We start from the raw sequence: 23,359 nt of genomic DNA, 5'->3' as shown, positions 1-23,359 counted from the left end.
CAACTCTCCGGGTCGGGACGGCACTAGCAGTTCAGGCACTCCCTCGCCGCTGGCAAGTGTCCATTTCGGCGCCAGCCAGAAACAGCCGCTGATTGATCTGATCAAAGCGACGATAGTGCCGGCGACACGCGTAAAACTGACGAAAGTGCGTTCGAACCCCGGCTCCTTCGGAACTGTTCGCGTTCCCCCTTTTTCATGGTGAATCTGCTTCAGCAAATCCGAGGAAGCTGCTCTCCAACCAGCATGTCGACGATCCGGGTTCCGCCAAAACTCGTTTTCATGACAACCGGCATGGTGCCTTTGCTCAACGCCCTGCCAATCGCCACAGCATTCCTGCCGGCGGTGGTGGCCCTCATAGCTTCAAGTGTCGCATCGGCCTGGGCTTCGGGAACGAACACAACCAGGGTGCCTTCGTTCGCGAGATAGAGAGGGTCGAGGCCCAGGATTTCACACATACCCTTCACCTCCGCTCTCAGGGGCAAACGGTCCTCATCGATTTCCACTGTAACGCCTGAGGCTTCCGCCATCTCGTTCAACGCCGACGCAAGTCCGCCCCTCGTCGCATCCCTTGCGGCGCGCACATCGGGAGCAGCGGCAACTACGGCCTCCATCAACTCAGACAGTGACTGGCAATCGCTTTCGATGTCCGTTGAAAGAGCAAGATCACCCCTTGCGGCGAGGATCGCTGCACCATGGTCACCCAGAACCCCGTTTACAATGGCGACGTCGCCCGGCTGGATCGCCTTGGCGTTAAGGTCGAGGTCGGGCGGGATGACGCCAATCCCGGAAGTGGTCACGAAAATCTTGTCAGCCGAACCGCGCCCAACGACTTTGGTATCACCGGTAACAATGCGAACGCCCGCCTTCTCGGCTTCGAGCGCCATGCTGGCGACGATCCGGCGCAGGAGCGCGATTTCCGTTCCCTCCTCGATAATGAAGGATGCCGAGAGCCAAAGTGGCTTCGCGCCGCCCACGGCAAGGTCATTTACCGTTCCGCAGACCGCAATCTTCCCGATATCGCCGCCGGGGAACTCAACAGGCGTCACAACGAAGCTGTCGGTAGTGAAGGCAAGCCGCGCGCCGGATTCCTGGAGAGCATCGCTCATCACTCGCGCCTGATCCTCCATTCCGGGAGGTTGAAAGACGGTGGTGAATACCTCTTCGATCAGGTCGCGCATTGCCTTCCCGCCACCGCCATGTGCGAGGGTGACGCGGTTATCGCGAAGGCGGGAAACACGGGTGTTCTTGTTCATTCAACCGCTTCCATCGCACGTGCTCCGCCGTACTGGTAGTAGGCGGCGCAGGCACCTTCGGAAGAAACCATAAGCGCGCCGAGCGGCATCTCTGGCGTGCAGCCCTTGCCGAATTGGGGGCAGTCAGTCGGTTTGCAGCGGCCAGTCATTACCGCACCGCAGGCCGCGCCCTCTGGCTCTTCGACACGCACCCGGCCACTGGAAGCTCCGTAGCCGATGCCGAATTTGGCTTCAGCGTCAAACGTGGCATATGCGTCGCGGACGCGAAGTCCGCTCTCATCGATCTCGCCCAGACCCCGCCACTCGAATGTGGGGCGCGGCTCGTAAACGTCTGCTATGGCGGCCAGACTTACAGGATTGCCGTGTTCGGGCACGACGCGGGCGTATTGGTTCTCGATTTCAGAGCGCCCGTCCCTAATCTGGATCAATACCATCAGGACGGATTGCAGAAGATCCAACGGTTCGAAGCCTGAGACAACCAGAGGCTTCCCATAGTCTTCGGCAATGAAATCGTAGGGATGCGTGCCAATCACCATCGAAACATGTCCGGGTCCGACAAACCCATCGAGTACCATGTGCGGGTCGTTCAGAAGGGCACGGATCGGAGGCGGGACTGTGATATGGTTGCAGAACACGCTGAAATTCGTCAGCTCCTCGCGCGCTGCTTGTTGGATGGATAGCGCGGTAGAGGGCGTCGTCGTCTCGAACCCGAGGCCAAAGAACACCACTTCGCGTTCCGGGTTGCGGCGCGCCAGTTCCAATGCGTCGAGCGGTGAATAGACTATGCGGATATCGGCACCGTCCGCCTTGGCCTGCAGAAGGCTCCTCTTTGTTCCAGGTACCCGCATCGCGTCGCCGAAGGTCGTGAAAATGACTTCGGGGCGTTCCGCCAGCTCGATGCATTCGTCGACCCGTGCGCGCGGCAGGACGCAAACGGGGCAACCCGGGCCGTGAATAAACTCGATAGCCTCATGCACCAGCTTGTCCAGGCCGTAGCGAAAGATCGCGTGAGTGTGGCCACCGCAGATTTCCATGATGTGGATCGGTTGCTCGCGTGTTGCGCCGATCTCGTCGGCAACGCGGGCGATGGCAGCAAGAACGCCTTTTGCGGCCTTGGGGTCCCGGAATTCCTGGACGTATCTCATGAACGCGCCTCCCCGAACGCCTTGTCGCCCTCGGCCATCTGTTCCAGTGTCTCTTGCGCCTCGCCAAGACCGCGAAGGGCTTCCAGTGTCTCGTGCGCCTCGTCCTCGTCGATCACGGCCATCGCAAAACCAACGTGGATCAGCACCCATTGACCTACCAGCGTCTCCAGCGGACCTTCGACGACGGGTGCCAGTGACACCTCGCGGCGGACGCCCGATACATCGGCCATGGCCATTTGACGGCCGGCATCGGTGATCGCGGTGATCTGTCCCGGAATTCCAAGGCACATGATCCTAGTCCTCCTCTGCGAATGTTGCGCTGGGTTCGATGCCATAGCGGTCGAGTTTCGCACGAAGCCCGACGCGGCTGAGCCCCAGTTCGCTGGCCGCACGGCTTTTGTTCCATTTCAGGCGGGTCATGGTTTCGCGCAGGATACGCATCTCCATCATCTCGACCCGGTCCTTGAGTGTGCCATCGGCGGTTCCGAGGTCCATTGCGCGGCGGTCGCTTCCTGCGTCGCCGGGTTCGGCCTGAAGGATGTGGCGCGAGATCAATTCCGGCCCAAGCGTGACGTCCTGAGCAATGATCAGCATGCGCAAGACTTCGTTGCGGAGCTCTGGCAGGTTTCCAGGCCAGTCGTAGTTTTCAAGAAACTCCAGAGCCGCGTCCGAGAGTCCCCGAACCGGTTTTCCATGTTCCTCGGCGGCGTCGTGAAGGAACCGCTCGGCCAACCGCGCGATGTCGCCGGGCCGGCCGCGCAAGGGCGGCATGTTCAGTTCGGTCACCGAGAGCGCGTAGAAAAGGTCACCCCGGAACTTGCCATCGGCCACGGCATCGCGAAGATCGCGGTGCGCCCCAGCAATGAGACGCGCACCGGAGGTCATTTGCTCATGGCTTCCGATGGGCTGGAAGGCGCCTTCGCGGACAATTCTTAGCATGGCTATCTGCATTGCGGGCGAAAGTGTATCCACGCCGTTGAGGAAGACGGTGCCGCGATCGGCCTTTTGCAGGATGCCAACCTTCGTCGACTGCACACCTGAGACCGCTCCGCGGCGAATGCCAAAGAGTTCGGCGGCCAACACCTCGTCGGTCAACCCGGCACAGTTCAGCTCGAAGAACGGGCGGTCGGAACGGAGTGAGCCATAGTGCATGGCGCGCGCGAGGTCTGTCTTGCCGGTACCCGCTTCGCCAGTAATAAGTACGGGCACGTCGAAGCTGGCGTACTGGCGAGCCAGCGCGATGACCGCGTTCAGTGATGAGTTCGGGCCTCGCAGTACCTTGTCGAAGCCCAGCCCCTCTTGCAGAAGGCGGCGCCGATCCTCCAACTTGGCCGAGGCTGTGTTGCCGAGATAGCGCATCTCGAGTGTCATACGCTCGTGGTCGCGAGCAAGCTCAAACAGGCGGGCGGCATTGCGGATCGCCATCAGCAGTTGTTCCGGGTGCCAGGGCTTTGTGATGAACTGGTAAATACCTGCCTCGTTGATCGCGTCGATCATGTCGTTGGTTTCGGTGTAACCGGTGACGATGATGCGGACGGTCTCGGGCCAACGGTCACGGATCTCGGTCAACAGCTCGATACCGCTTTTCCCCGGCATGCGCTGATCCGAGACCACGACCTGCACCCAGTGCTCCTCCATAAGCGCCCAGGCTTCCTCGGCGTTCGAAGCCTCAAGTACGACGAAATCGTCCTCCAGCGCCATGCGCATCGCGGCGACGCTGTGCGGTTCGTCGTCGACGACGAGGATGGAGGGTAGGGCGCGGGTAGCCATTACTCGGCCGCCTGTTTCATGCGTTTGGCCTGAGCTTCCGCCCTAAGCCATGCAATCCAGCGGTCCAGCCCCTCGCCCGTCTTCGCCGAGACGCGTATGATCTCGATCAGAGGGTTCACACGCTTAAGGTTGGCCTCGTAAAGATCGAGATCCACGTCGCAATACGGCGCCAGATCGACCTTGTTCAGTAGTGCAAGCCGCGAGGCGGTGAACATGTCCGGGTACTTCAGCGGCTTGTCTTCGCCCTCAGCGACCGAGAGGATCGCGACCTTTGCATCCTCTCCCAAGTCGAATGCGGCGGGGCATACGAGATTTCCAACGTTCTCGATGAAGAGCGTGGTCCCGCTTTCCGGCGAGAGGTGATCGAGAGCATGGCCGACCATGTGGCCGTCGAGATGGCATCCCTTGCCTGTGTTCACCTGAACGGCGGGCGCGCCGGTCTCCCGTATGCGATCGGCATCGTTCGTGGTTTGTTGATCGCCCTCAATCACGGCGACGGGGCCTTCCATCGCGCGGATCGTAGCGCAGAGAAGCGTCGTCTTTCCTGACCCCGGAGATGAGACGAGGTTGACGGCGAAACATTCTTTCTCGGCCAGCCGCTTGCGGTTGACCGCCGCATAGGCATCATTCTGGCTGAGGATGCCGGTTTCGATCTCAATCAGGCGCTCCTGACTCATTCCCGCCACGCTCACGCCAGCCGCGCCCTGACCGTAGTGCAGGTCATGACCGTGGTGATGATGGTGATGATCGTGATCATGATGGTGGTGGTGATCGTGGGAATGATGCCCTTCGACATTGCCATCACCGCATCCGCAAACCGTGCACATCACTGAACCTCCATATCCTTGATCCGCATCTCGTCGCCGCCCTCGGGCAACAGCTTGCCGCCGCCGCATTCCGGACAAGGGTCCAGGCGGTCCTCGATTTCCACCGTCTTGATACAGTCAAAACACATCGCCTTACCGGGCAAGTCGATCATGATAAGTTCCGCGCCTTCGGCCTTTGAGCCGCGCATCACGATTTCCCAGGCGAAACTCAGCGCGTCCTTCTCGACCCCGGCAAAACGGCCTATCTCCAGGCGAACCTTCGATACGCGGTTGATCTCCGGTGCAGCCGCGGCCTGTTCGACGACTCTCCGTATTCCCTCGCAAAGTGACATCTCATGCATGTCCAACCTCCCGCAGCCGAACTGGGCTGCACGGATCGAGGATATCAAGAAGAAGGGCCCCGAGTCCCGCCTTATGCGCTGGAAGAGTTGCCAGCGCCCGGTCAAGGACACCGCCATCGGCCAGAAGGTGGTCGGTCGGCGTTACGCGCTCGAATTCGGTGACCATCTGGCCTTGCCTTGCGATCCGCACAGCATAGCTGCCACGGGCGGCCGGCACTATGGCCTCGCCCGGCGCGGGCGACAGCACCGGCGGGACGTCCATGTCGATCACTGCCGCGATGTCGAAAAGCCGCGCTGCCGCGCGCCAGAGCGGCCCCCGGCCCCGCGCGTCAGCGACCCCCTGCATGGCCGGATGCCCCGCGACGCGAGCCGCGACAGAGTTGTCGACGACGCCCTCGCCCCAGATCGTCTCGGGCGTGACGGCGGATACACCCTCGGCCACGGCCTCGCCGCGCTTAAAACACCCGTCTATCTTCTTGAGGACCGTTGCATATCCTGTCCCGCTGTCGAGGAACGAAAAGAAGTCGGCGGCGGTGGCGGGAGCACGTCCGGCCGGTCCGAAAACCGACTTGCGCAGTTCCGCGCCACCATCCGCCCAATCGGCCGGCAACGGGCGGGGAGGACACCCGAAAAGCGCTGGCCAAGTCACGTGAAATTTCAGCAGGTGATCACGAAGAATCTCTTGTCCGATCCCCTTGGTCGAGACCTCGCATCCAAGAGCGGCCTTGACTGCAGCGCTCTGCGCCGCACGGCAAAGGCTGAACAACCGGGGCAGCAGCGCGGCCACGTCATCGACGCTGCGCCCGACGACCAGCCGAGCCACCGGCAGGCCCGGGGCGCGTTGGGCGCGAAGCGCTGTATGCTGACCCGCATCGAGCATCAGCGCGTTTCGCCCCCTTCATACAACCCGCCCGTGATCAGCGTGCGCCGCGTCGGAGGTTGATCGATAAGGGGCTCAGTTTCCGCAAGTTCGACTACGCGAGCTGCGCGGATATCGGCGGCCCGGTCGGTATCCGCGCGATGCTCGGGGTCAAAAATCGCCGCCATCACCGCGCGGGCGACGTCGGTCGCGTCCTTCTGGCTGGTGAAATCGCCCATCGGCGAGAACAGGGAACAGGCCTTGTAGCCTCCCGTCATCTCGCGGGTATTGTGGATGAATTCATAGTCTCCCGATGGAAAGGCGACGACCTCCTTCTCACCCGCTTTCAACTCCGACCAAGCCTCGCCGTCAGGCAAGAGGATCAGGTTCATGAACCACGGGCTGACCAGAACGCCGATGATCCGCCCCTCGTGGCGGCGAAACCCCACCGCTTCGACGCGCAGCGCTTTGTTCACGATCGGCATGCCCCTCATGGTCGAATGCCAGACCTCGGAGAAATCGGCAACCAGTCGGTCGGTTGCGGCCTTGATCTCGGCCTCTGCGCGCAACTCGTCCTGGCCGGGGTCCTCCAGCACCATGAACTGCTCTTTCGGCGCGCTGCAATTCGGGCAGGACCAGTCGTGTGGCAGGTCCGTAAAGGGCGTTCCCGGCTCCACCTGTCGAGTGTCGTCGCCCTCGGTGGGATCATAGGGTGTCCAGCAGATCTTGCATTCCATGGTTGCCTTGGGACTAATCTTGTCGGCCGCGCCCAGGAAGGAGCCCTCGAAACCGGTCATCGGATCGCCTCCAGCACGTCCAACAGTCGCATAGCGCTGTCGGCCAAATCCTCGGCTGCCGCAACGGCGACTTCGGGAACGTCGGTGACCTCGAAGGTATCCAGAATCAGCGTGTCGACCGAGTTGAAGAACTGGACGCGCCAGACGTTTGGCGTCGCGGTGGCCCGGATCCGACAATTGCCATAGCCGCGCGACAGGATGTCGGTCGCGCCCTGCCCCAGCCGCGCTTCGAGCCAAGCGAGATCCTCCCCGGTGTGCGGCAGGAGAGACAGGTTGATGACGTGCAAGTCACCTGCATACCCCGCGCTCTTGTCTTCCAGCTCCGAGAGAACCGCAGGCGCGTTCACAACGCCGGGTCCGGTCTTGACGGGCTGGCGGTCTAACACCGGCCGAAAGGCCCGCTCACGCGCCGCTCGCGGAACGGGCGCTACCTCGATCCGGTCCACGCCGTGGCCGGTGACACACCAGATGCCCGCGAAGACACTTTCCTGGACCGACAAGGCTGGAATGCCGCGCAACTTCATCGCAACCTCGCCTTCGCCCATGGTCTCGGCGACCAGGCGGCGGCTGGCCGTGTCGAGCGCTGTGAGATCGAAATTCTCGGACCCACCGTTTTCGGCAACACGCCCGGCCACAAAGGCAATCTGGGCCATAAGCTTTAGCGCCGGCTCAAGAGCGGCGTCGGCCTTCACAATCGGCACGTGCGGTGCATATGTACGCATGTCGCCGGGCATCGCCATGTAGTCGAGCACGGAGCCATCGGTGGAGGCCGGCTGCGAACCGGGACCGAGAAGGTCGGGCGGAAGCTGGATATCACTGCTCATCTGGGGTCTCCCTATGGCGTCAGGCGGCGATCGGCATGTCGAGGAAGCGGGCGATGCGCGCCATGTAGTCGTCCCAGTCGCGCACCTTGGGGATACCGCCCAGACAGACGCCGTCGCGGTAAAAGATCAGGGACGGTGTCTTGTAGACACCCGAGGATTCCTTGACCCCCGGCTCCATCGCCTCGTCGACGACGGCGCAATCGAACCGGCCCTGAAAGGCAGTTTGCAATTCGGGAAGGATGACGGCGACGTCCGCGGTTTCCAGGTTCCGCTGCCAGTCTCCCGGCACAAAAAGTACCTGAACGCCGGGTCGCTTGATCCAAGCCAGCACCTCGTCTTCCATGATCAGGCAGGGCCAGCCAAGCTCTCCGGTCAGCCGGTCGATCAATGCGTGTCCCATCCTCTTCCTCCTCAGGCTTCCGTGTGTCCCGCAGCCAGCGCCGCGGCCAGGTGGGGCGGGAGCCTTGGCCCCCGGTCTTCGATGTCTGCAAAGGCGTCGCCTAGGTTCTCGCCCGCCATGATGCGTTCAAGCCCGGCAAGTGCCGCGGTGATCTTTGCCGCCTCGTCTTCGGTGAGAACCTCTCGCGCAGCCCCGAGAAAGCTCAGAACCCAGGTGCCAGGGGCAAGGGGGCCGGTGAGCGCAAGGTCAAGCGTTTCGGTCCGCGCGCCGTTCGTGGCGACGGCCTCGGTGCCCTCGGCGGAGACGATGCGCAGTGGGACGCCGACGCACATCCCTCAGCCTTCGACCGGCGGCAGAAAGCGCGCGTCGCCGATCCGGCAGGCCGCATCTTCGGAAGGGCGTCCCGCCTCGTAGGCGTCCTTTCGAATGGACGCGTCGGCCAGGTCAGGTGCCTCTGTCTGGCCCACGGTCGAGACGAAGCCGCGCTTCGCCAGCCAGTCGCAGGCGATCTTCAGCGCTTCGGGAATACGGGCAGACACGACAGCGCGCAGACCGCCGCCGTAGTCCTCCAGCTCCTCGGGCTGGCAGCCAACCAGCAAGAGCTCGGCGGGGCAGTAGCCCATGAGTTGCGCGGTGGCGATCACGTCCTGAAACCCGGTCTGGTGCAGGCTCATCTTCTTGGCGCCCATGAATCGTGGCACCTCGTCGCCCTCGACGACCTTCATCGTTCCGGGCTCCAGCCCATAATCGACGGCATCGAACACCACGAGGATGTCGGCGTCTTCTAGAAACGGCAGAAGGTAGAGGCCTTGGGTGCCGCCGTCCACCAGCGTCACGTCTGGAGGAAAGGCGCGGGTCGCGGCGAGCGCCTCGACACAGCGGACACCGAAGCCTTCGTCGGCCCAAAGCACATTGCCGATGCCCAGAACCAAAGCGTTGGTCATGGCTGCCTTCCTCCCACGTTCCCTTGCCGAAGTGGATTCTCCGGCCCTCTTGAAGCGATCCTTGCCGATATTCAGCCCGAGTGGATGGGTTTTGACCGCCTCGTCGATGTTTCGCTTAACAGATTGATTTTTATCGCGTTACCTGGGTAGCAGCCACTTCTCTTGACGACCATGATGCAAATCAAATGTCCGATTTTCAGCCAAAATGGAAATTCATTGACCGCACAAGCTAACGGGCGCCGAAGCGCCCGTCCGATTCCCATCCGTTGTTGAAAGTATCAATCCGGTCGATCGTCCTTGAACGTCCGGTGACCCGAGATCATCGTCGACACGATCGACTGCCGACTCATGATGTCTTCGCGGATCGCCACGTAGATGTGGATGATCATGAAGATTACGATCCACCACATGCCGATGTGGTGAATGGTATGCACGACGTGGCTGTTGCCGCCGACGAGGGTGAAGACCCAGCCGAACATCCTGTAGAGCAGGCTATCATGGCCCAGACCCTCGGAATAAAGCGCGAGGCCGGTGAGGATCATGAAGCTGACGCCGAGCGTGATGAAGAAGAACATCGCGAGCTGCGCCAGCGGATTGTGGCCAACGTATTTCTTCGGCGCCCGTTCGAGGAACAGGTACCACTTGATCTCGAACCATACCTCTTTCCACCAGCGCCCGCTCCAGACCGGAATATAGAAAAGCTGGCGCGCGTGGTGGTTGCCGAAGATCGCCCAGTAGATGCGACCGAGAAATCCAACCGTCAGGATCAGCCCGGCGGCGAAATGCGCGAAGCGGATATATCCGAAGACGAACTGGTGCGTTGCCTCGGCAATCTGCATCGACGGGGGGGGCGAGCCAATGAAATAGCCGGTCACGCATAGCACGAATATCGCGAAGGCGTTGATCCAGTGCCAAAGCCTGACTGGAGCCTCATAGACATAGACCGAAGTCTGCCTCGTGGCTGTCCGAAGGTCTTCCGGGGCCGCGTCGGAGCCTGGAAGCGCTCTGCTTTCGCTGGTTATCGACATGACGGCACCCTCAATTCCGACGCGGGTGGACCACCCACCTAGCACCGAACGCCGCAACAATCAGCACCAGACCTGCCAGGGGTCCAACATGCGCGAAGCCATGCGCAACCTCGGGGACCGGCGCATGGGCCCCGTGAGCAAGAGCCGTGCCGGGGGCGAAAACGGTGATCAGGGCAAGTCTTTTCATCTCTCTTTTCTCCCTCAGCGGACCTTGACGGCCGTCAGTTCCTCGCAATCCGGCGACATGACATGGGTCGAGCACGCAAGGCACGGATCGAAGCTGTGCAACGTGCGCAGGATCTCGACAGGTTCCTCGGGCCTTTCGACCTTGGTGTTCATCAGCGCCGCCTCGAAGGCCCCGATGTTGCCCGCGCTGTCGCGGGGCGAGCCGTTCCAGGTCGTGGGCACCACGCACTGGTAGTTCTCGATCCGCCCGTCCTTGACCTTGATCCAGTGCCCCAACGCGCCGCGCGGTGCCTCGGTCATTCCGACGCCCTTGGCCTCCTTGGGCCAGGTCGAAGGGTCCCATTTGGCGACATTCGCAGTCGAGCTGTCGCCCGCCTTTATGTTGGCCACCAGCTTGTCGAAGAAATGCTTCTGGAGCCGGGTGCAGTATTCGGCCTCCAGTGCCCGCGCCGCGGTGCGCCCCAGCGTCGAGAACAGCGCTGAAACCGGCAAGTCCATGGTCCGCAGAAGGCCCTCGACCTGGTTCTTGATGTCCTCATGGCCCGAGGCGTAGCCGATGATGTAGCGCGCCAGCGGCCCCACCTCCATCGCATTGCCCTTCCAGCGGGGGGCCTTGATCCATGAATACTTCGCGGCCTCGTCGATCTCCTGGATATTCGTCCGGCTGCCCTTGGCGTTCGGGCCCAGCGCATAGTTCGGTTCGGTCACACCATCCCAGGGATGCAGCCCCTTGCCGGGCTCGCCGTAGTCGTACCAGCTGTGATCCACGAACTCCTGGACCTGCTCGGGATCGCGCACGTCGACGTCCTGCACCTCGTTGAGGTTGCCATTGACGATCGCGCCCCTTGGCAGGTGCAGCTGACCTGCCGAGAAATCATTGGCGTGTTCGGGAATGTCTCCGTAAGCCATGACCGACTGACCCGAGAGACCGCCGCCATAAAGCCAGTCCTTGTAGATGCCGCCAATCGCGACGACATCCGGCAGGTAGACGTTTTTGACGAAGGTGATGCACTGGTCGATGATCGAGCTGACATGGTTCAAGGTGGCCATGTTGATCGCCCCGACCGCTCCGGTCGAATGCACATTGATCGGGCAAGGTACGCCGCCAACCAGCCAGTTCGGATGTGGGTTCTTGCCGCCGAAGATGGTGTGGATCTTGGCCACTTCCTTTTGCAGGTCCAGCGCTTCCAGATAGTGAGTCGTCGCCATCAGGTCGGCTTCGGGCGCTAGCTTGTAGGCCGGGTTGTCCCAATAGCCGTTCTTGAAGATGCCCAACTGGCCCGATTCCACGAACTGCTTCAGCCGGTTCTGCACGTCGCGGAAGTATCCCGGCGACGACAACGGGTGTGACGGTGAAACAGCTTGCTGCAACTCGCTGGTCGCGTTCGGATCGGCCCTCAGCGCGTTGACCGGGTTCACCCAGTCGAGCGCGTGCAGGTGGTAGAAGTGCACGATGTGATCGTGGATCTGGAGGTTCAGCTGCATGATGTTGCGGATCGAGTTGGCGTTCTCGGGGATGGTGATCCCCAGCGCGTCCTCGACCGCGCGCACCGATGTCAGCGCATGCGTCCCCGTGCAGACCCCGCAGATGCGTTCGGTGAAGGCCCAGGCGTCGCGCGGATCCCGGCCCTTCAGGATCACCTCCAACCCGCGCCACATGGTGCCGGTCGAGACCGCATTGGTGATCATGTTGTTCTCGTCGACGTTGACCTCGCAGCGCATGTGGCCTTCGATCCGCGTCACCGGGTCGACGACGACGCGCTGGCCTGCGGTGTCAAGCGTGAAGCCATTGGGTGTTTGTACGACCATCTCTTAGACCTCCTCTTTCCCGGACACACGGTCCTGCGTCTTCTTCTGTGCCGACTTCAGCGCCGAGACGGCGGCATGCACCGCCACGCCCGCTCCCACGACGCCGGCCGCCGCCATGCCGACCTGGTCGGCATTGGCCTCGACACCGAACTGGGTCAGGTCGGTGACACGGTTGTAGAAGCTGCCCTGGTCCCAGAAGCCGTCTTCGGAACAGCCGATGCAGCCGTGACCCGACTGGATCGGGAAGGACGTGCCCTCGTTCCAGCGGATGGTCGAGCAGGCGTTGTAGGTCGTCGGCCCCTTGCAACCGACCTTGTAGAGGCAATAGCCTTTGCGCGCGTTCTCGTCGTCCCAGTGCTCGACGAACTGGCCCGCGTCGAAATGCGGACGGCGGTAACATTTGTCGTGGATGCGCTGTCCATAGAACATCGCGGGCCGGCCCTGCCGGTCCAGCTCAGGCAGACGATCGAAGGTCAGCATGTAGGTGATGACCCCGGTCATGACTTCCGCGATGGGCGGGCACCCCGGTATCTTTATGATCGGCTTATCGGTAATGACCTTATGAACCGGCGTCGCCTGCGTCGGGTTGGGTTTGGCGGCCTGAACGCAGCCATAAGAGGCGCAAGCCCCCCACGAAATGATTGCCTTGGCATCCTTGGCCGCGTGGCGGAGCTGCTCGACGAAGGGCTTGCCCCCGACGATGCAGAACATCCCGTCCTCGTTCAGAGGCGGGTTGCCTTCGACCGCGAGGATATAGTTGCCCTTGTATTTCTCGATGGTTTCTTCAAGCGCCGCTTCCGCCGCATGACCCGCCGCCGCCATCAACGTGTGTGAGTAGTCGAGAGAAATCATCGACAGGACCACGTCCTTGGCTAGTGGATGCGAACCCCGGATAAAGCTTTCCGAACAGCAGGTGCATTCCAGCCCGTTCACCCAGATCACTGGAGTCCGGGGCTTGGTTTCCATCGCGTGAGCGATCTTCGGCACGAATGCCGGGCCAAGCCCCAGGGCGGACGCGGTCAACGAGCAGTATTTCATGAAGCTCCGCCGGGTGATCCCCTGGCGTCGCATGACGTCATAAAAGGTTTCGATCTGGTTCAACGCCGGCCCTCCTCCATCCCGATTCGGCTGTATGCGGGACAGGGACCCCGCGATCATCTGCCTCAGGATCGCGGTATGCGTGTGTATGCGACAGCAAAACCGCGGGACGGGCATATCTCGGTTAACTTTATGAAAAGTCTTCACTTTCGCAGGGCCGTGCGCACGTTGTCCGGAAGTGGACTGACCAATGTGGAATGCACCCGGTCAGTCTGCTTCCATTCGCGCCAAGGCGACCAGCGCCTGACCGAAGGCCAACCCGCCGTCATTCGCCGGCACCAGCCCCGGCCCGGCGACCCTGAGACCTCGGAGGCGGGAAGCGACCTCGCGAAGCAGAATGGTGTTCTGAAAGCAGCCCCCTGAAAGCGCCGCGGTATCGGCACCCCAGGCTTCCGCTTGCGCCAGCGCCGCGTCTGCAAAGGCATCGGCAAAAAACCCATGCGCCCGCGCCGCGATCACCTCTCGGTCAACGCCCCTCGCCAGGTCGTCTGCCAGCGCGAGAAACATCGGCGCCGGATCGATCATTTCCCCATCGGTTGCGTAAGGATACGCCCCTGCTCCTGGCACACGCATCGCGAGCGCCTCCAGAGCCATCGCCGCCTCGCCCTCGTATGTCTGGCGTTCCGCGGCCATACCGAGGCAGGCGGCCACAGCGTCGAAAAGTCGTCCGGCTGAACTGGACAAGGGTGCGTTCACGCCTGCGCGTGCCGCCGCTCTCAATGCGTCGCGCGGAAGGCCGGAGAAGAGCCGGTCGGCAAGATCCGTCAGTCCCGCCTGATCCAGCCGCACTACAGCGTTGCGCCAGGGCTCCGCCTGCGCACGGTCGCCGCCGACCAGCGGCGCGGGCTTCAGCGTCCCGACCCGTCGCGCGGTGGCATAGCCACCGACCAGAACTTCGCCGCCCCAGACGGTGCCGTCCTCGCCCAGGCCCAGACCGTCCAGGATGATCCCCACCGCCGCACCGCCCGTCCAACCCGCCTCGCCCAGCGCGGCGGCCATGTGCGCGTGGTGGTGCTGAACCTCGAAGACCGGAACGCCCAGCGCCTCGGCCCGTTCGACGCCGTAGCGCGTGGCGCGGAAGTCGGGGTGCAGATCCACTGCGACGGCTTCGGGGCGGTGATCGAACAACGCGGCCATGTCGGCATCGGCCTTCAGGAATTCCGCGACCGACAGCGCGTCGTCGAGATCGCCCATGTGGTGCGACAAGAGCCCCTGCCCATTCTTGGTCACACAGATCGCCGACTTGAGCTGCCCCCCGAAGGCCGCAACCTGCCGGTCGGGTAGACCCTTGGGCAAGGGAAAGGTGCCGGGGACGCGACCTCGCGCGCGGCGGAGCACAATGGGGCCAGCGGAGGACAGGATCTCTACTCCGTCATCTAGTCTGCGCGCAATGTCGCGGTCGTGCATCACGAAGCCGTCGGCAAAAGCACGCAGCTTGTCCCGCGCCTCTTCGTTACCGATCACCTGAGGTTCCCCCGAAAGGTTACCCGAAGTCATAACCATCGGCCATTCGAAACGGTCCAGAAGCAGGTGGTGCAGGGGTGTATAGGGCAACATCCAACCGAGCCGCCGCTGCCCGGGCGCCAGCGCCTCGGGCAAGCCGTCGTCCCGCCGCTCAAGGAGGACGATCGGGGCGACGGCAGAGGTCAGGAGTGCAACTTCGTCGTTGGAAGGCGAGGCATACGTCCGGATCGTCTCCAGTGACGCCATCAGCGCCAGCGGCTTTCCGGGCCGCCGCTTGCGTCTTCGCAATTCAGCGACCGCCTCGGCATTCCGCGCGTCACACGCCAGGTGAAACCCGCCCAGACCCTTGATCGCCACGACCCAACCTGCGCGCAGCCAGTCTGAGGCGCGACAAACGGCGTCACCCGTCATCATCCGCCCGTCGCGGTCCTCGGCCCAAAGGCGCGGTCCGCAATCGGGGCAGGCGATGGGCTGTGCGTGGAAGCGCCTGTCACTCGGGTTTTCATATTCCGAGCGGCAGCGAGCGCACATGCCGAAAGGCGCCATGGTGGTTCTATCGCGGTCATAGGGCAGTTGACGAAGGATCGTGAAGCGGGGCCCGCAATGGGTACAATTGGTAAAGGGATAGCCGTATCGCCTCTCTGATGGGTCGCGGATTTCGGTCAGGCAGTCGGAACAGGTGGCAGAGTCCGGTGTGACTCGGGTCTCAGCCCCGGCTTGTCCGCTGGCCGAAATACTGAATCCTCCTGCATCTGCGATTTCTTCGGGTTCACTTTCAATCGCATCGACAACGGCCAGAGCAGGAGCTTCCTCGGCCAATGCGCGTTCGAAAGCGTCCAGATCGCCACCAGCCACATGGATCAGTACGCCTTGGGCATCGTTCGAGACATCACCCGAGAGTCCCATACGTGTCGCCAGTTGCCATACGAAGGGCCGAAACCCAACACCTTGCACCTGCCCCCGTACGCGGATGCGCCGGCCTCGCATCAATGCACCGTGCAGACCATGCAGGGATCGAAACTTCGGACAATGTGCTGAACCGTCACAGGCACATCCTCGCCCTCTGCCACAGGCGCGCCGACCAGTGCGGCTTCCAGCGGTCCCGGTTGACCCTCTGCGTCGCGGGGCGAGAAGTTCCAAGTCGTCGGGGCAACGATCTGGTAGTTGGCGATGCGTCCGTCCTCGATCACCACCCAATGGCCAAGGGAGCCCCGCGCCGCCTCGACCAGCCCCATCCCACGTCCCGTCTTCGGAACCTCGAAGTCACCCATGAATTTCGCGCCCGGATCCAGCGCCCTCGCCCATTCCTCCAGCAAGACCTGCGTCCGCGCGATCTCCAGGAGTCGCCCCACGATCCGTGCCCTGACGCCGCCCTCGCCAGCCAGCGCCAAAGCAAGCGGGTGACCATCCACAGCCTGACGGGCAAGAGCGCCGACCTCACAAGTGGCCCCGCCTAGCCGGGGCGCCTTGCACCAACTATAGCCCGCATCGCCCATGTCCTCGTCGGGTCGTGTCGCGCCGTCAAAGGGATGCGCCGGCCCGCCAAGCATCCAACTTTGCGCGACATGCTCGACGATCTGGCCAGAGTCGATATCGGACAGGGCCCCGTCGACCCAGAGACCAGCCCGCGTCGCACGCCCCTCTGCCAGCGGATACGCGCCAAAGGACAAGAACCGACCCGGACCGCGGCCGAACGCTTCCAACCCTAGATCGGCCGAAGCCTTCAGGAACAAACCAACATCACCTGCTGCCCACCCCTCTAGGTCGGACGCGGTGCTCAAAGCCGCAAACGCCTCTACAGGTGCGCCGAACAACCGGCCCTCCAAGTAGCGGCGAAAACTGCGAAGAACCGACACGATCCGCACCTTTTCTGCGGCATCCGGGATTCGCGTCACCCCGGCGGGTTGGATCGCCAGCGTATGCGGCCACTTGCCGCCAAGGATCCCAGTGATGTGAAAGAGTCGCGCCCGCGCCTCCAGCGCGGCGTGCTGCGAGGCTCCCTTTGCTGCTGTGAATCGCTCGACCATCGCACCATGCCAGGCGCGGCCCTCGTAGCAGGAACGCGCAAAGTCGGGCATGAAGAACAGGTTGAAGTGCGTCACATGGTCGGCCAGGTTCTCGACCCCGTGGAGGATAGCTGCTGCAAGCGCTCCCTGCGCGGTCATTTTCGTCCCGGCTGCATCTGCCAGCGCGTGCGCCGCAGCAGCCGACTGGCTTATCGAACAAATCCCACAAATGCGCGGCGTCAGGGTCAGAGCATCACGCGGGTCTGCCCCCGTAAGCATCATCTCGAACCCTCGGAACAGAGGCGAGTTGGCGTATGCCGCAGCCACTACACCATTCTCGATCTTGAGGCGCACCTCCAGGTCTCCTTCGACCCGATTGAAGGGCCCAACGATCAGATCGGTCATGTCGAGCGTTCCCGCTTTGGCTTCGGTGACACGGTAATCCGGTCAGAATGCGCATTGCGGCTGATCCTTTCAGGCGTAGCGGCTTTCGAAAGGGAGGTCAGCGCCATGAACCAGGCTTTGGGCATGTCGGTTGGCAGGCCGACAGGAATGCCAGCAACCTTTGGAGTCTCGGTGAACGTCAACTCCGGATCCTCGAAATCGGGACTGGTACAGGCGATGCAGGGATAACCGCCCCGCGTGCAGGAGCCGCCCCCGTTCCAAGGACGGATATTGCAGTCCCCGACAGCCTGCGTCCCGATACAGCCCAGATGCTCCATCAGGCAGCCAAGCTCGGACAGGTGCCGGGCGCTCGCCTTGTATTCGTAGTATTCGTTTTTTGGGCAGGCATGGTGTACCAAATGGTCGGTGTAGAAGCGCGGCCGATTGAAAGCGTCGAGCGTCTCTGCGTCCAGCGAACGGTCCGACAGCAGCAGCAGCGTCTCTGACACCCACCCGGGATGCGTTGGGCAGCCCGCGACATTGATAACCGGAAGCCCGGATCGACTGCGAAAATCGCCGCCCAGCGCACCCCCTGGCTGCGAGCCGTCGAATTGCATTCCAACAGCTCCCGAAGGGTTTCCTCCGGCGGCAGTGACTCCTCCGAAAGCTGCGCAAGTGCCAACTGCGACCACGTATTGCGCGAGTGGTGCCAGTTCACGGCACCACTCGAGCATCGATTTTCCTGTGCCGGAAAGAATGTGGAACCGACCCGTTCCGTTCGGGCCAGTCACAATCGATCCTTCGACACACAAGATGTCCAAAGCGATATCCCTCGAAAGGACGCTTTGGAGGAGTGCCTTTGCTTCGCTGCCTGTTGCCTCGGAAATCGCCGGATGCCAGATCAGGTCGATCCCTGCATCATCCAGAAGCTCCAGAACATTAGGGTCCTCGGCGCAGAGGAGGGACATGGTGCAGCCTCCGCACCCGGCGGATTGAAGCCAGAGAAGATTCAATGCTTGTCTCCCAGTGGCAGTGCGAGGCGAAATGACGAACCATTCTCAAGATTCCTGAATCCAAGAGTTCCACCATGCTCTTCGGCGATCTTCGCCGAAATCGAGAGCCCAAGCCCGGTGCCTTGCCCAACGGGCTTGGTCGTAAAGAACGGGTCGAAAATCAGATCTGCCACTGCCGGATCGATCCCGCTGCCGTTGTCCGAGACAGTCAGGACAGCGAAGTCACCGTCTTCTTCAATGCTTATCCGCACGTCGGGGGAGTCCAGTCCGCGCGTTGCATCGATGGCGTTCTGCACGAGGTTCATGACGACTTGCTGGATATGTCCTGCGCTGCCTAGAACTCTCAACGTATCGCACCCGCTGAATTGTACGGTGACGCCGGACTTTGATCCGCGACTGACCCAGCGTGCGGCGACCCGAGCTGCCTCGACCAGATCGAAGACCTCGCGTTCACTGCTGCCTGCGACGGACAGCCGGCGCAAATCAGCCACGATATCGCGCACACGTTCCGCGCCATCACGCGCGCCTTCAATCGAGTGCCTCAGATTCCGCAACTCGCGATCGAGCTTCAGTTCGGCGCGCAGCGCCACCAACTCCTCACGAGGAGCGCCTGCCTCGACCCGCTCGAAATACGTCTCGAAACGTGTGATGTATTTTTCCAGGGTATGAGCATTCGCATAGACGAAACTTATCGGGTTGTTCAGTTCATGCGCCACACCCGCAAGCAAACGGCCAAGCGACGCCAGCTTTTCATTCCTGACAAGCTGAGTCTGAGCATCCTTGAGATTCTTGTGGCTTTCTTCCAGTTCCGCATAGGCGCGACGCAGCTCTCCCAACGGCCGACCCACGACGACGGCACCAATCATCCTTCCCCGGTCATCCGTGCGGGCCGAGATCGAAACATCGTACGGTGCCGGACCCTCCAGAGTCTTGACGTTTGCCTCGAATTGCGTGGGGGTCTTCGAGAAACGCAGAGCATCGATCGCTTCGCGCAGTCTCTTGGCACTTGCGTCATCGAATAGAGTTTCAGCTTTTCGTCCAGCAAGCGCATCGCCACTGATACCGGTGACTTGCCCGATAGATGCGCTTACCTCTTCGATCACACCGGAACGTCCAAGCACCAACATTACATCGCTGACAGAACTCAGAATCGACCCAAGAAGCCGCCGAAACTCATGGAGCTCCTCGTTTTGTTGCTCGAGGCGTTCCTGGTAGGACACGAGCTCAGCATAAGCCTTGTCGACGGCAGAAAGCACTTGCGACCACGCTTCGGTGGAAAACGATCTTTCATCGCCAGCTTCGGCCTTTGTATCCACTGCCAATCCCTTTCCTTGGACAGCATAGTAGAGAAGCAAGCATTTGCAGAAAAGCCCGACGAGTGGAGACTCGTGGATCAGCAGGCCAAAACTAACAATGGCGGCACTTCGAGATTTGCTTCTCGTTAGCCTATCTGGGGCGTCTTCCGAACCAATTTGAGATGCTGGCCTAGCCGTATTGAAAGGTCGAAAAGCGCCTTGGCCTATACCAATCCGAGCCAATCGGATGGGCTGACCCTTACCTCGGGAACCCTGGCACTGGTCCTCAGACGCGCGCTCTGAAACGCACCTTCGTGTTTTCCCCAAACGCGAAACCCAAGCCTTCTCCTGAGGGCGCCTCGGAAGCCTCGGACACGATTTGCGGCATGGGCAATTGGTTAAGACTCCAGAACAGCGGGTCTTCATCGAACTGATGTTCCAGACAGAGAAGCTTGTCTACAACCAAGGCTGCGTGAAGGCTGGCAAGATGCGCGACGGGTCCGCTGGGGTTGTGCGGAGCAAACGCCACACCGTTTCGTGCCGCTGCTTCTCCAATAGCAAGCAGCTTCACGATACCGCCGACATACTTCACATCGGGCATGATAATGTCATAGATGCCCTCGTCCATAATCCGGTCGAAGTAGGCAGCACTTGTTCCCTGTTCCGCACCGGCAACCGGAATCCCTGCAGACGTACTTTTCTCCCTGAAACGCCTTAGATCATCGAAGTTGGTCGACGTTTCGGGCATGGGACATTCCAGCCAGCCAATTGAGAGATCATGGGCGAGGTCGAGAAGTACAAACGAGCGAGAAGAGCTCAACCGCCAATGGCAGTCGACCATCAGGCTGCCATCCCCGTCCATTGCCTTGTGCGCCGCGCGAATACGCTGCAACCCAGCCTCAAAAACCTCGTTCGGACTTTTACTGCCCGGCATCAGATCGCCAAAGGGCGCAATTTTCAATGCCTTGAACCCAGCTTGGCGCGCGGCGCGAACGCTCTCCGCGAAGCCCTCCGGCGACCGGTCGGTGGTGCGGCGATTGATATTGGCGTAGATCGGCACATTCGAGCGCCGAGCTGTTCCCAGAAGTTGATGAACGGGCTTTCGATGGGCCTTTCCCAGAATATCCCATAGCGCATGCTCGATGCCACTGAGCAGTGCCCAGCCAGCGATGTCCTCTTCTGGGGGCTGAACTGACGCATCCAACACCAGAGTGAATTCTTTGCCTTTCAGGCGTTGTTCGATTTCCGGAAGTCGCGCCGAGTAATCGACATTGAAGCGAAACAGCGTAGCCTCTCCGACGCCCGTCATCCCACAGATTGTCGTTACTTCGACCAGCATCCAAGTGGTCTTCGAACTGACGGTCACCGGCCTTAGACGAATTCGGTCGAACCGGAGATAGCTGGCCAAGCTAGAAAATGCAGCTGCGGCGATGCTGGAACTCATGAGCGCACCGTTGGTTCGGGCATATCGGCTCCGAAACCGGCCAGGTGGCCGAACAATTCTTCGAGCCTCTCCACATCGGCTTCAGGCAGCGGCGGACGCAACAACGACGCAATGTTCGCTTCCAAGTGTGCAACATTGCCGGTGCCGAACAAGATCACATCTGTACACCACTTGTGCCGCACATAGCGGTAGGCAGCGTCAATTATGCTATCCGCGCCGCCCGGGTGGAGCAGAAAGTCGAGAACGTTATCCTTTTCGGCCATCCACTGCGGCAAGTCGCCGGCCGCCACACGGGACTGCACGTCCGCCTTCAACCGGCCCGGAACGCTGAATACGGCTCGGACAGCGAACATGACCATCGAACCGATGCCCTTGTCTCGGGCCCTTGGCAACACTTCGCGATGTGCGAGCTGATTCATCATGTTGTATGCGACAGCGATGGATTCGAAAGGCCCGTCATCGACGGCACGCCTCAGCATCTTGTGTTCATGATCGCGCGGCCCCGCCTCGGTAATGCCAATGTGGCGTATCTTGCCCTTCTCTTTTTCCCTCAAGAGAACCGGAACAACGCGATCAAGCAGAAGGTCGTATTCCTCGATCACGACGGCATGGAGATTGTAGATATCTATGTAGTCGGTGCCGAGCGCAGCCAAAGAGCTGTCAACTGCCGAGACAACCTCGTTTTCCGAGAGGATGTTCTTGCCGCGTCCGCCCTTAAATTTGGACGAAATCACCACTTGATCCCGCGACAACTGTGCGACGGCTTTTCCTACTATCGACTCCGTACCATAGGCCTGCGCAGTATCTAACAGTGTCACGCCATGATCGAAGGCTTTGAGGACTATCCCGACGGAATGGTCTTCAGAATAGCCATGCCCCGCTCCAAGTCGACTGCTGCCCCCGCAACCGAGCCCGGCGACACTGACCTTCAGTCCCGTATTCCCGAAGCTGACATAGTCCATCGACAACATCCATCAGAGCGCTTTGACGTTGCCGCCATCCACGCGCCAGTTCGATCCAGAGCAATATCCTGCCAAATCGCTGGACAGATAGGCGATAAGCCCGCCGTATTCCTCTGGCCTGCCGAAGCGGCCCATTGGCAGGCCGGCTTCCCGGCTCGCGAGTTCCTCTTCTGGAGAGACGCCTTTTTTTGCAGCAACGGCCGCAGCCATATCCCTCGTGCGATCGGTTAGCACAGTCATTGGCGAAACTACATTCACGGTCACGCCGGTCTTGGCGAGTTCGTTCGCCAGCGTCTTGCAGTACTGTGCCAACGCGTTGCGGAACATGTTAGAAAGCACATTGTTCGGTATTGGCTGTGACACTGCCGATGCCCCGACCATGAAGATCCTGCCCCAGCCCCGCTCAACCATGCCAGGAACCACGGCCTGAGCCATCGCGACCTGGCTTAGCACCATCATCCTAACTTGGGCTTCCATGATCTCCTGGCTGACCTCTCGGGCGCTTTGCATTGGCGGTCCGCCATGGTTCAACAAAAGAATATCAATCCCACCCCCGAGCGCACCGACCGCTTCCTCGAGGAGAGGCGCCATATTGGCGGGGTCAGACAGGTCCCCAAAAAGACCAAAGGAAGGATTACCCGTTTCAGCTGCAATCTCTTCGGCAGCGGCTTTGGCCCGTTCATGGCTGGAGCTACTCACCGCGACATGAACGCCTTCACGAGACAAGGCCAACGCCGACGCTTTTCCCAACCCCCCGCTTGATGCCAAGAGAAGCGCGCGCTTGCCGCCAATGCCAAGTTCCATGTTGAACATCCTCATCCTGGGACGCGATAGTCCGAGCCCGATTATCTTCAAAGACAGTAACGGGCACCTGGGAACCATTGGAAATAGCGAATAGGACTACCTTTCATAACCAAATCCAATGGGTCGTGCGTCGATCACCGCGAGGTTTCAGTCCCCGGCATTCTGGATGCGACCGCGAAGGATACCTTCCGCGTGGGCTTCCTGCACAACCTCTCGCAGAACCTTGCGAACAGAGAGAAATCGCTCTGTTTGCGGACTCTGTTTTTGCCACGCAATGGTCAAGGGGCGGCGGAATTCGGGCTTAACGACCCGTTTCACGAAAAATCCATCCGTCTGCATGTTTGCGTGAAAAGACGGCCAAGTCAGCACCGAGTACCCGAGGCCATCGGCAAGAAGGCTTTGAAGCAGCCGCCCGGACGACTGCTCCGCTATGATGTTCAATTTGAAGCCCTGATCGAAGGCCGCCTGCTCGAGAGTGCCCCGCACGAAATTCGGCTTCACGGGCAAGATCAAAGGATGCTTGCAGACTTCTGAGAATTCTATTTCGCCAGGACCCTTTAGTTCGTTGTCTAGCCCCCTGTGTATGGGCCACTGATCAGGGGTTTCTCTAATAGGGTTTCAGGAACGGGCGGGCGCATGTTGAGTGCCTGATGCGGCCGGGTGTGATTGTACTGCCTGAGCCAGTGATTGATGACGATCTGAGCTT

Annotated in this window: 25 protein-coding genes; all 25 read right to left on the bottom strand. The window is 61.2% G+C overall.

The genetic code is table 11. The features are described from left to right. Nucleotides 1–209 precede the first annotated feature (209 nt). A complete protein-coding gene (gene hypE, locus ACKLNI_RS19755; RefSeq protein WP_413720830.1) occupies nucleotides 210–1,253 on the bottom strand; it encodes a hydrogenase expression/formation protein HypE in 1,044 nt (347 codons plus the stop codon). After that, nucleotides 1,250–2,398 carry a hydrogenase formation protein HypD gene (gene hypD, locus ACKLNI_RS19750; protein ID WP_413720829.1) on the bottom strand — a complete coding sequence of 383 codons (1,149 nt, stop codon included), beginning with the start codon at nucleotides 2,396–2,398 and terminating at the stop codon, nucleotides 1,250–1,252. Before hypD ends, hypE begins: the two co-directional genes overlap by 4 nt. Next, entirely contained in the window at nucleotides 2,395–2,688 is a 294-nt protein-coding gene (hypC, locus tag ACKLNI_RS19745; protein ID WP_413720828.1) for a HypC/HybG/HupF family hydrogenase formation chaperone, read from the bottom strand. Before hypC ends, hypD begins: the two co-directional genes overlap by 4 nt. A gap of 4 nt (nucleotides 2,689–2,692) precedes the next feature. Continuing rightward, nucleotides 2,693–4,168 (bottom strand): sigma-54-dependent transcriptional regulator, encoded by a 1,476-nt coding sequence (locus ACKLNI_RS19740; RefSeq protein WP_413720827.1) that lies wholly within the window; start codon nucleotides 4,166–4,168, stop codon nucleotides 2,693–2,695. Then, nucleotides 4,168–4,995 (bottom strand): hydrogenase nickel incorporation protein HypB, encoded by an 828-nt coding sequence (gene hypB / locus ACKLNI_RS19735; protein WP_488199644.1) that lies wholly within the window; start codon nucleotides 4,993–4,995, stop codon nucleotides 4,168–4,170. The genes ACKLNI_RS19740 and hypB overlap by 1 nt, the downstream gene beginning before the upstream one ends. Continuing rightward, the gene (gene hypA / locus ACKLNI_RS19730; protein WP_413720825.1) at nucleotides 4,995–5,336 is read right to left on the bottom strand and encodes a hydrogenase maturation nickel metallochaperone HypA; all 342 of its coding nucleotides are present in this window, start codon (nucleotides 5,334–5,336) and stop codon (nucleotides 4,995–4,997) included. The genes hypB and hypA overlap by 1 nt, the downstream gene beginning before the upstream one ends. Then, entirely contained in the window at nucleotides 5,329–6,216 is an 888-nt protein-coding gene (locus ACKLNI_RS19725) for a hydrogenase expression/formation protein HupK (protein ID WP_413720824.1), read from the bottom strand. The genes hypA and ACKLNI_RS19725 overlap by 8 nt, the downstream gene beginning before the upstream one ends. Beyond that, nucleotides 6,216–6,992 (bottom strand): [NiFe]-hydrogenase assembly chaperone HybE, encoded by a 777-nt coding sequence (hybE, locus tag ACKLNI_RS19720; protein WP_413720823.1) that lies wholly within the window; start codon nucleotides 6,990–6,992, stop codon nucleotides 6,216–6,218. The genes ACKLNI_RS19725 and hybE overlap by 1 nt, the downstream gene beginning before the upstream one ends. Next, on the bottom strand, nucleotides 6,989–7,816 hold the full coding sequence (locus tag ACKLNI_RS19715; RefSeq protein WP_413720822.1) for a hydrogenase expression/formation protein: 828 nt from the start codon (nucleotides 7,814–7,816) through the stop codon (nucleotides 6,989–6,991). The genes hybE and ACKLNI_RS19715 overlap by 4 nt, the downstream gene beginning before the upstream one ends. Before the next feature lie 19 nt (nucleotides 7,817–7,835). Then, entirely contained in the window at nucleotides 7,836–8,216 is a 381-nt protein-coding gene (locus tag ACKLNI_RS19710) for a thioredoxin domain-containing protein (protein WP_413720821.1), read from the bottom strand. Nucleotides 8,217–8,227: 11 nt separating this feature from the next. Further along, nucleotides 8,228–8,548, bottom strand: coding sequence for a HypC/HybG/HupF family hydrogenase formation chaperone (locus ACKLNI_RS19705; protein ID WP_413720820.1), 321 nt, complete (start codon nucleotides 8,546–8,548; stop codon nucleotides 8,228–8,230). A 3-nt stretch (nucleotides 8,549–8,551) separates the two neighbouring features. Beyond that, entirely contained in the window at nucleotides 8,552–9,160 is a 609-nt protein-coding gene (locus ACKLNI_RS19700; RefSeq protein WP_413720819.1) for a HyaD/HybD family hydrogenase maturation endopeptidase, read from the bottom strand. A 278-nt stretch (nucleotides 9,161–9,438) separates the two neighbouring features. Further along, nucleotides 9,439–10,188, bottom strand: a complete 750-nt coding sequence (gene cybH / locus ACKLNI_RS19695; protein ID WP_413720818.1) for a Ni/Fe-hydrogenase, b-type cytochrome subunit — start codon at nucleotides 10,186–10,188, stop codon at nucleotides 9,439–9,441. Between the two features lie 10 nt (nucleotides 10,189–10,198). Next, entirely contained in the window at nucleotides 10,199–10,375 is a 177-nt protein-coding gene (locus ACKLNI_RS19690) for a hypothetical protein (protein ID WP_413720817.1), read from the bottom strand. 14 nt (nucleotides 10,376–10,389) lie between these two features. After that, the gene (locus ACKLNI_RS19685; RefSeq protein WP_413720816.1) at nucleotides 10,390–12,183 is read right to left on the bottom strand and encodes a nickel-dependent hydrogenase large subunit; all 1,794 of its coding nucleotides are present in this window, start codon (nucleotides 12,181–12,183) and stop codon (nucleotides 10,390–10,392) included. 3 nt (nucleotides 12,184–12,186) lie between these two features. After that, entirely contained in the window at nucleotides 12,187–13,284 is a 1,098-nt protein-coding gene (locus ACKLNI_RS19680) for a hydrogenase small subunit (RefSeq protein ID WP_413720815.1), read from the bottom strand. Nucleotides 13,285–13,488: 204 nt separating this feature from the next. Continuing rightward, nucleotides 13,489–15,732, bottom strand: coding sequence for a carbamoyltransferase HypF (gene hypF / locus ACKLNI_RS19675; RefSeq protein WP_413720814.1), 2,244 nt, complete (start codon nucleotides 15,730–15,732; stop codon nucleotides 13,489–13,491). Next, complete coding sequence (locus tag ACKLNI_RS19670) at nucleotides 15,732–17,156, bottom strand: nickel-dependent hydrogenase large subunit (protein ID WP_413720813.1); 1,425 nt, start codon at nucleotides 17,154–17,156, stop codon at nucleotides 15,732–15,734. The genes hypF and ACKLNI_RS19670 overlap by 1 nt, the downstream gene beginning before the upstream one ends. After that, the gene (locus tag ACKLNI_RS19665) at nucleotides 17,153–18,148 is read right to left on the bottom strand and encodes an NADH-quinone oxidoreductase subunit B family protein (RefSeq protein WP_413720812.1); all 996 of its coding nucleotides are present in this window, start codon (nucleotides 18,146–18,148) and stop codon (nucleotides 17,153–17,155) included. Before ACKLNI_RS19665 ends, ACKLNI_RS19670 begins: the two co-directional genes overlap by 4 nt. After that, a complete protein-coding gene (locus ACKLNI_RS19660; RefSeq protein WP_413720811.1) occupies nucleotides 18,145–19,470 on the bottom strand; it encodes a sensor histidine kinase in 1,326 nt (441 codons plus the stop codon). The genes ACKLNI_RS19665 and ACKLNI_RS19660 overlap by 4 nt, the downstream gene beginning before the upstream one ends. A 259-nt stretch (nucleotides 19,471–19,729) precedes the next feature. Further along, on the bottom strand, nucleotides 19,730–20,887 hold the full coding sequence (locus ACKLNI_RS19655; RefSeq protein WP_413720810.1) for a mandelate racemase/muconate lactonizing enzyme family protein: 1,158 nt from the start codon (nucleotides 20,885–20,887) through the stop codon (nucleotides 19,730–19,732). Further along, the gene (locus ACKLNI_RS19650; protein ID WP_413720809.1) at nucleotides 20,884–21,849 is read right to left on the bottom strand and encodes an aldo/keto reductase; all 966 of its coding nucleotides are present in this window, start codon (nucleotides 21,847–21,849) and stop codon (nucleotides 20,884–20,886) included. The genes ACKLNI_RS19655 and ACKLNI_RS19650 overlap by 4 nt, the downstream gene beginning before the upstream one ends. 12 nt (nucleotides 21,850–21,861) lie before the next feature. Beyond that, entirely contained in the window at nucleotides 21,862–22,668 is an 807-nt protein-coding gene (locus tag ACKLNI_RS19645) for an SDR family oxidoreductase (protein ID WP_413720808.1), read from the bottom strand. A gap of 132 nt (nucleotides 22,669–22,800) precedes the next feature. After that, a complete protein-coding gene (locus ACKLNI_RS19640; protein ID WP_413721129.1) occupies nucleotides 22,801–23,154 on the bottom strand; it encodes a LysR substrate-binding domain-containing protein in 354 nt (117 codons plus the stop codon). 68 nt (nucleotides 23,155–23,222) lie between these two features. After that, the gene (locus tag ACKLNI_RS19635) at nucleotides 23,223–23,345 is read right to left on the bottom strand and encodes an integrase core domain-containing protein (protein ID WP_413716966.1); all 123 of its coding nucleotides are present in this window, start codon (nucleotides 23,343–23,345) and stop codon (nucleotides 23,223–23,225) included. Nucleotides 23,346–23,359 lie beyond the last annotated feature (14 nt).

The sequence above is a fragment of the Silicimonas lutimaris genome (genome assembly GCF_047314965.1).
Lineage (GTDB): Bacteria > Pseudomonadota > Alphaproteobacteria > Rhodobacterales > Rhodobacteraceae > JAVJUV01.
The sequence above is the reverse complement of the archived record's forward strand: the minus strand, read 5'-3'. Positions and strand labels throughout refer to the sequence as shown.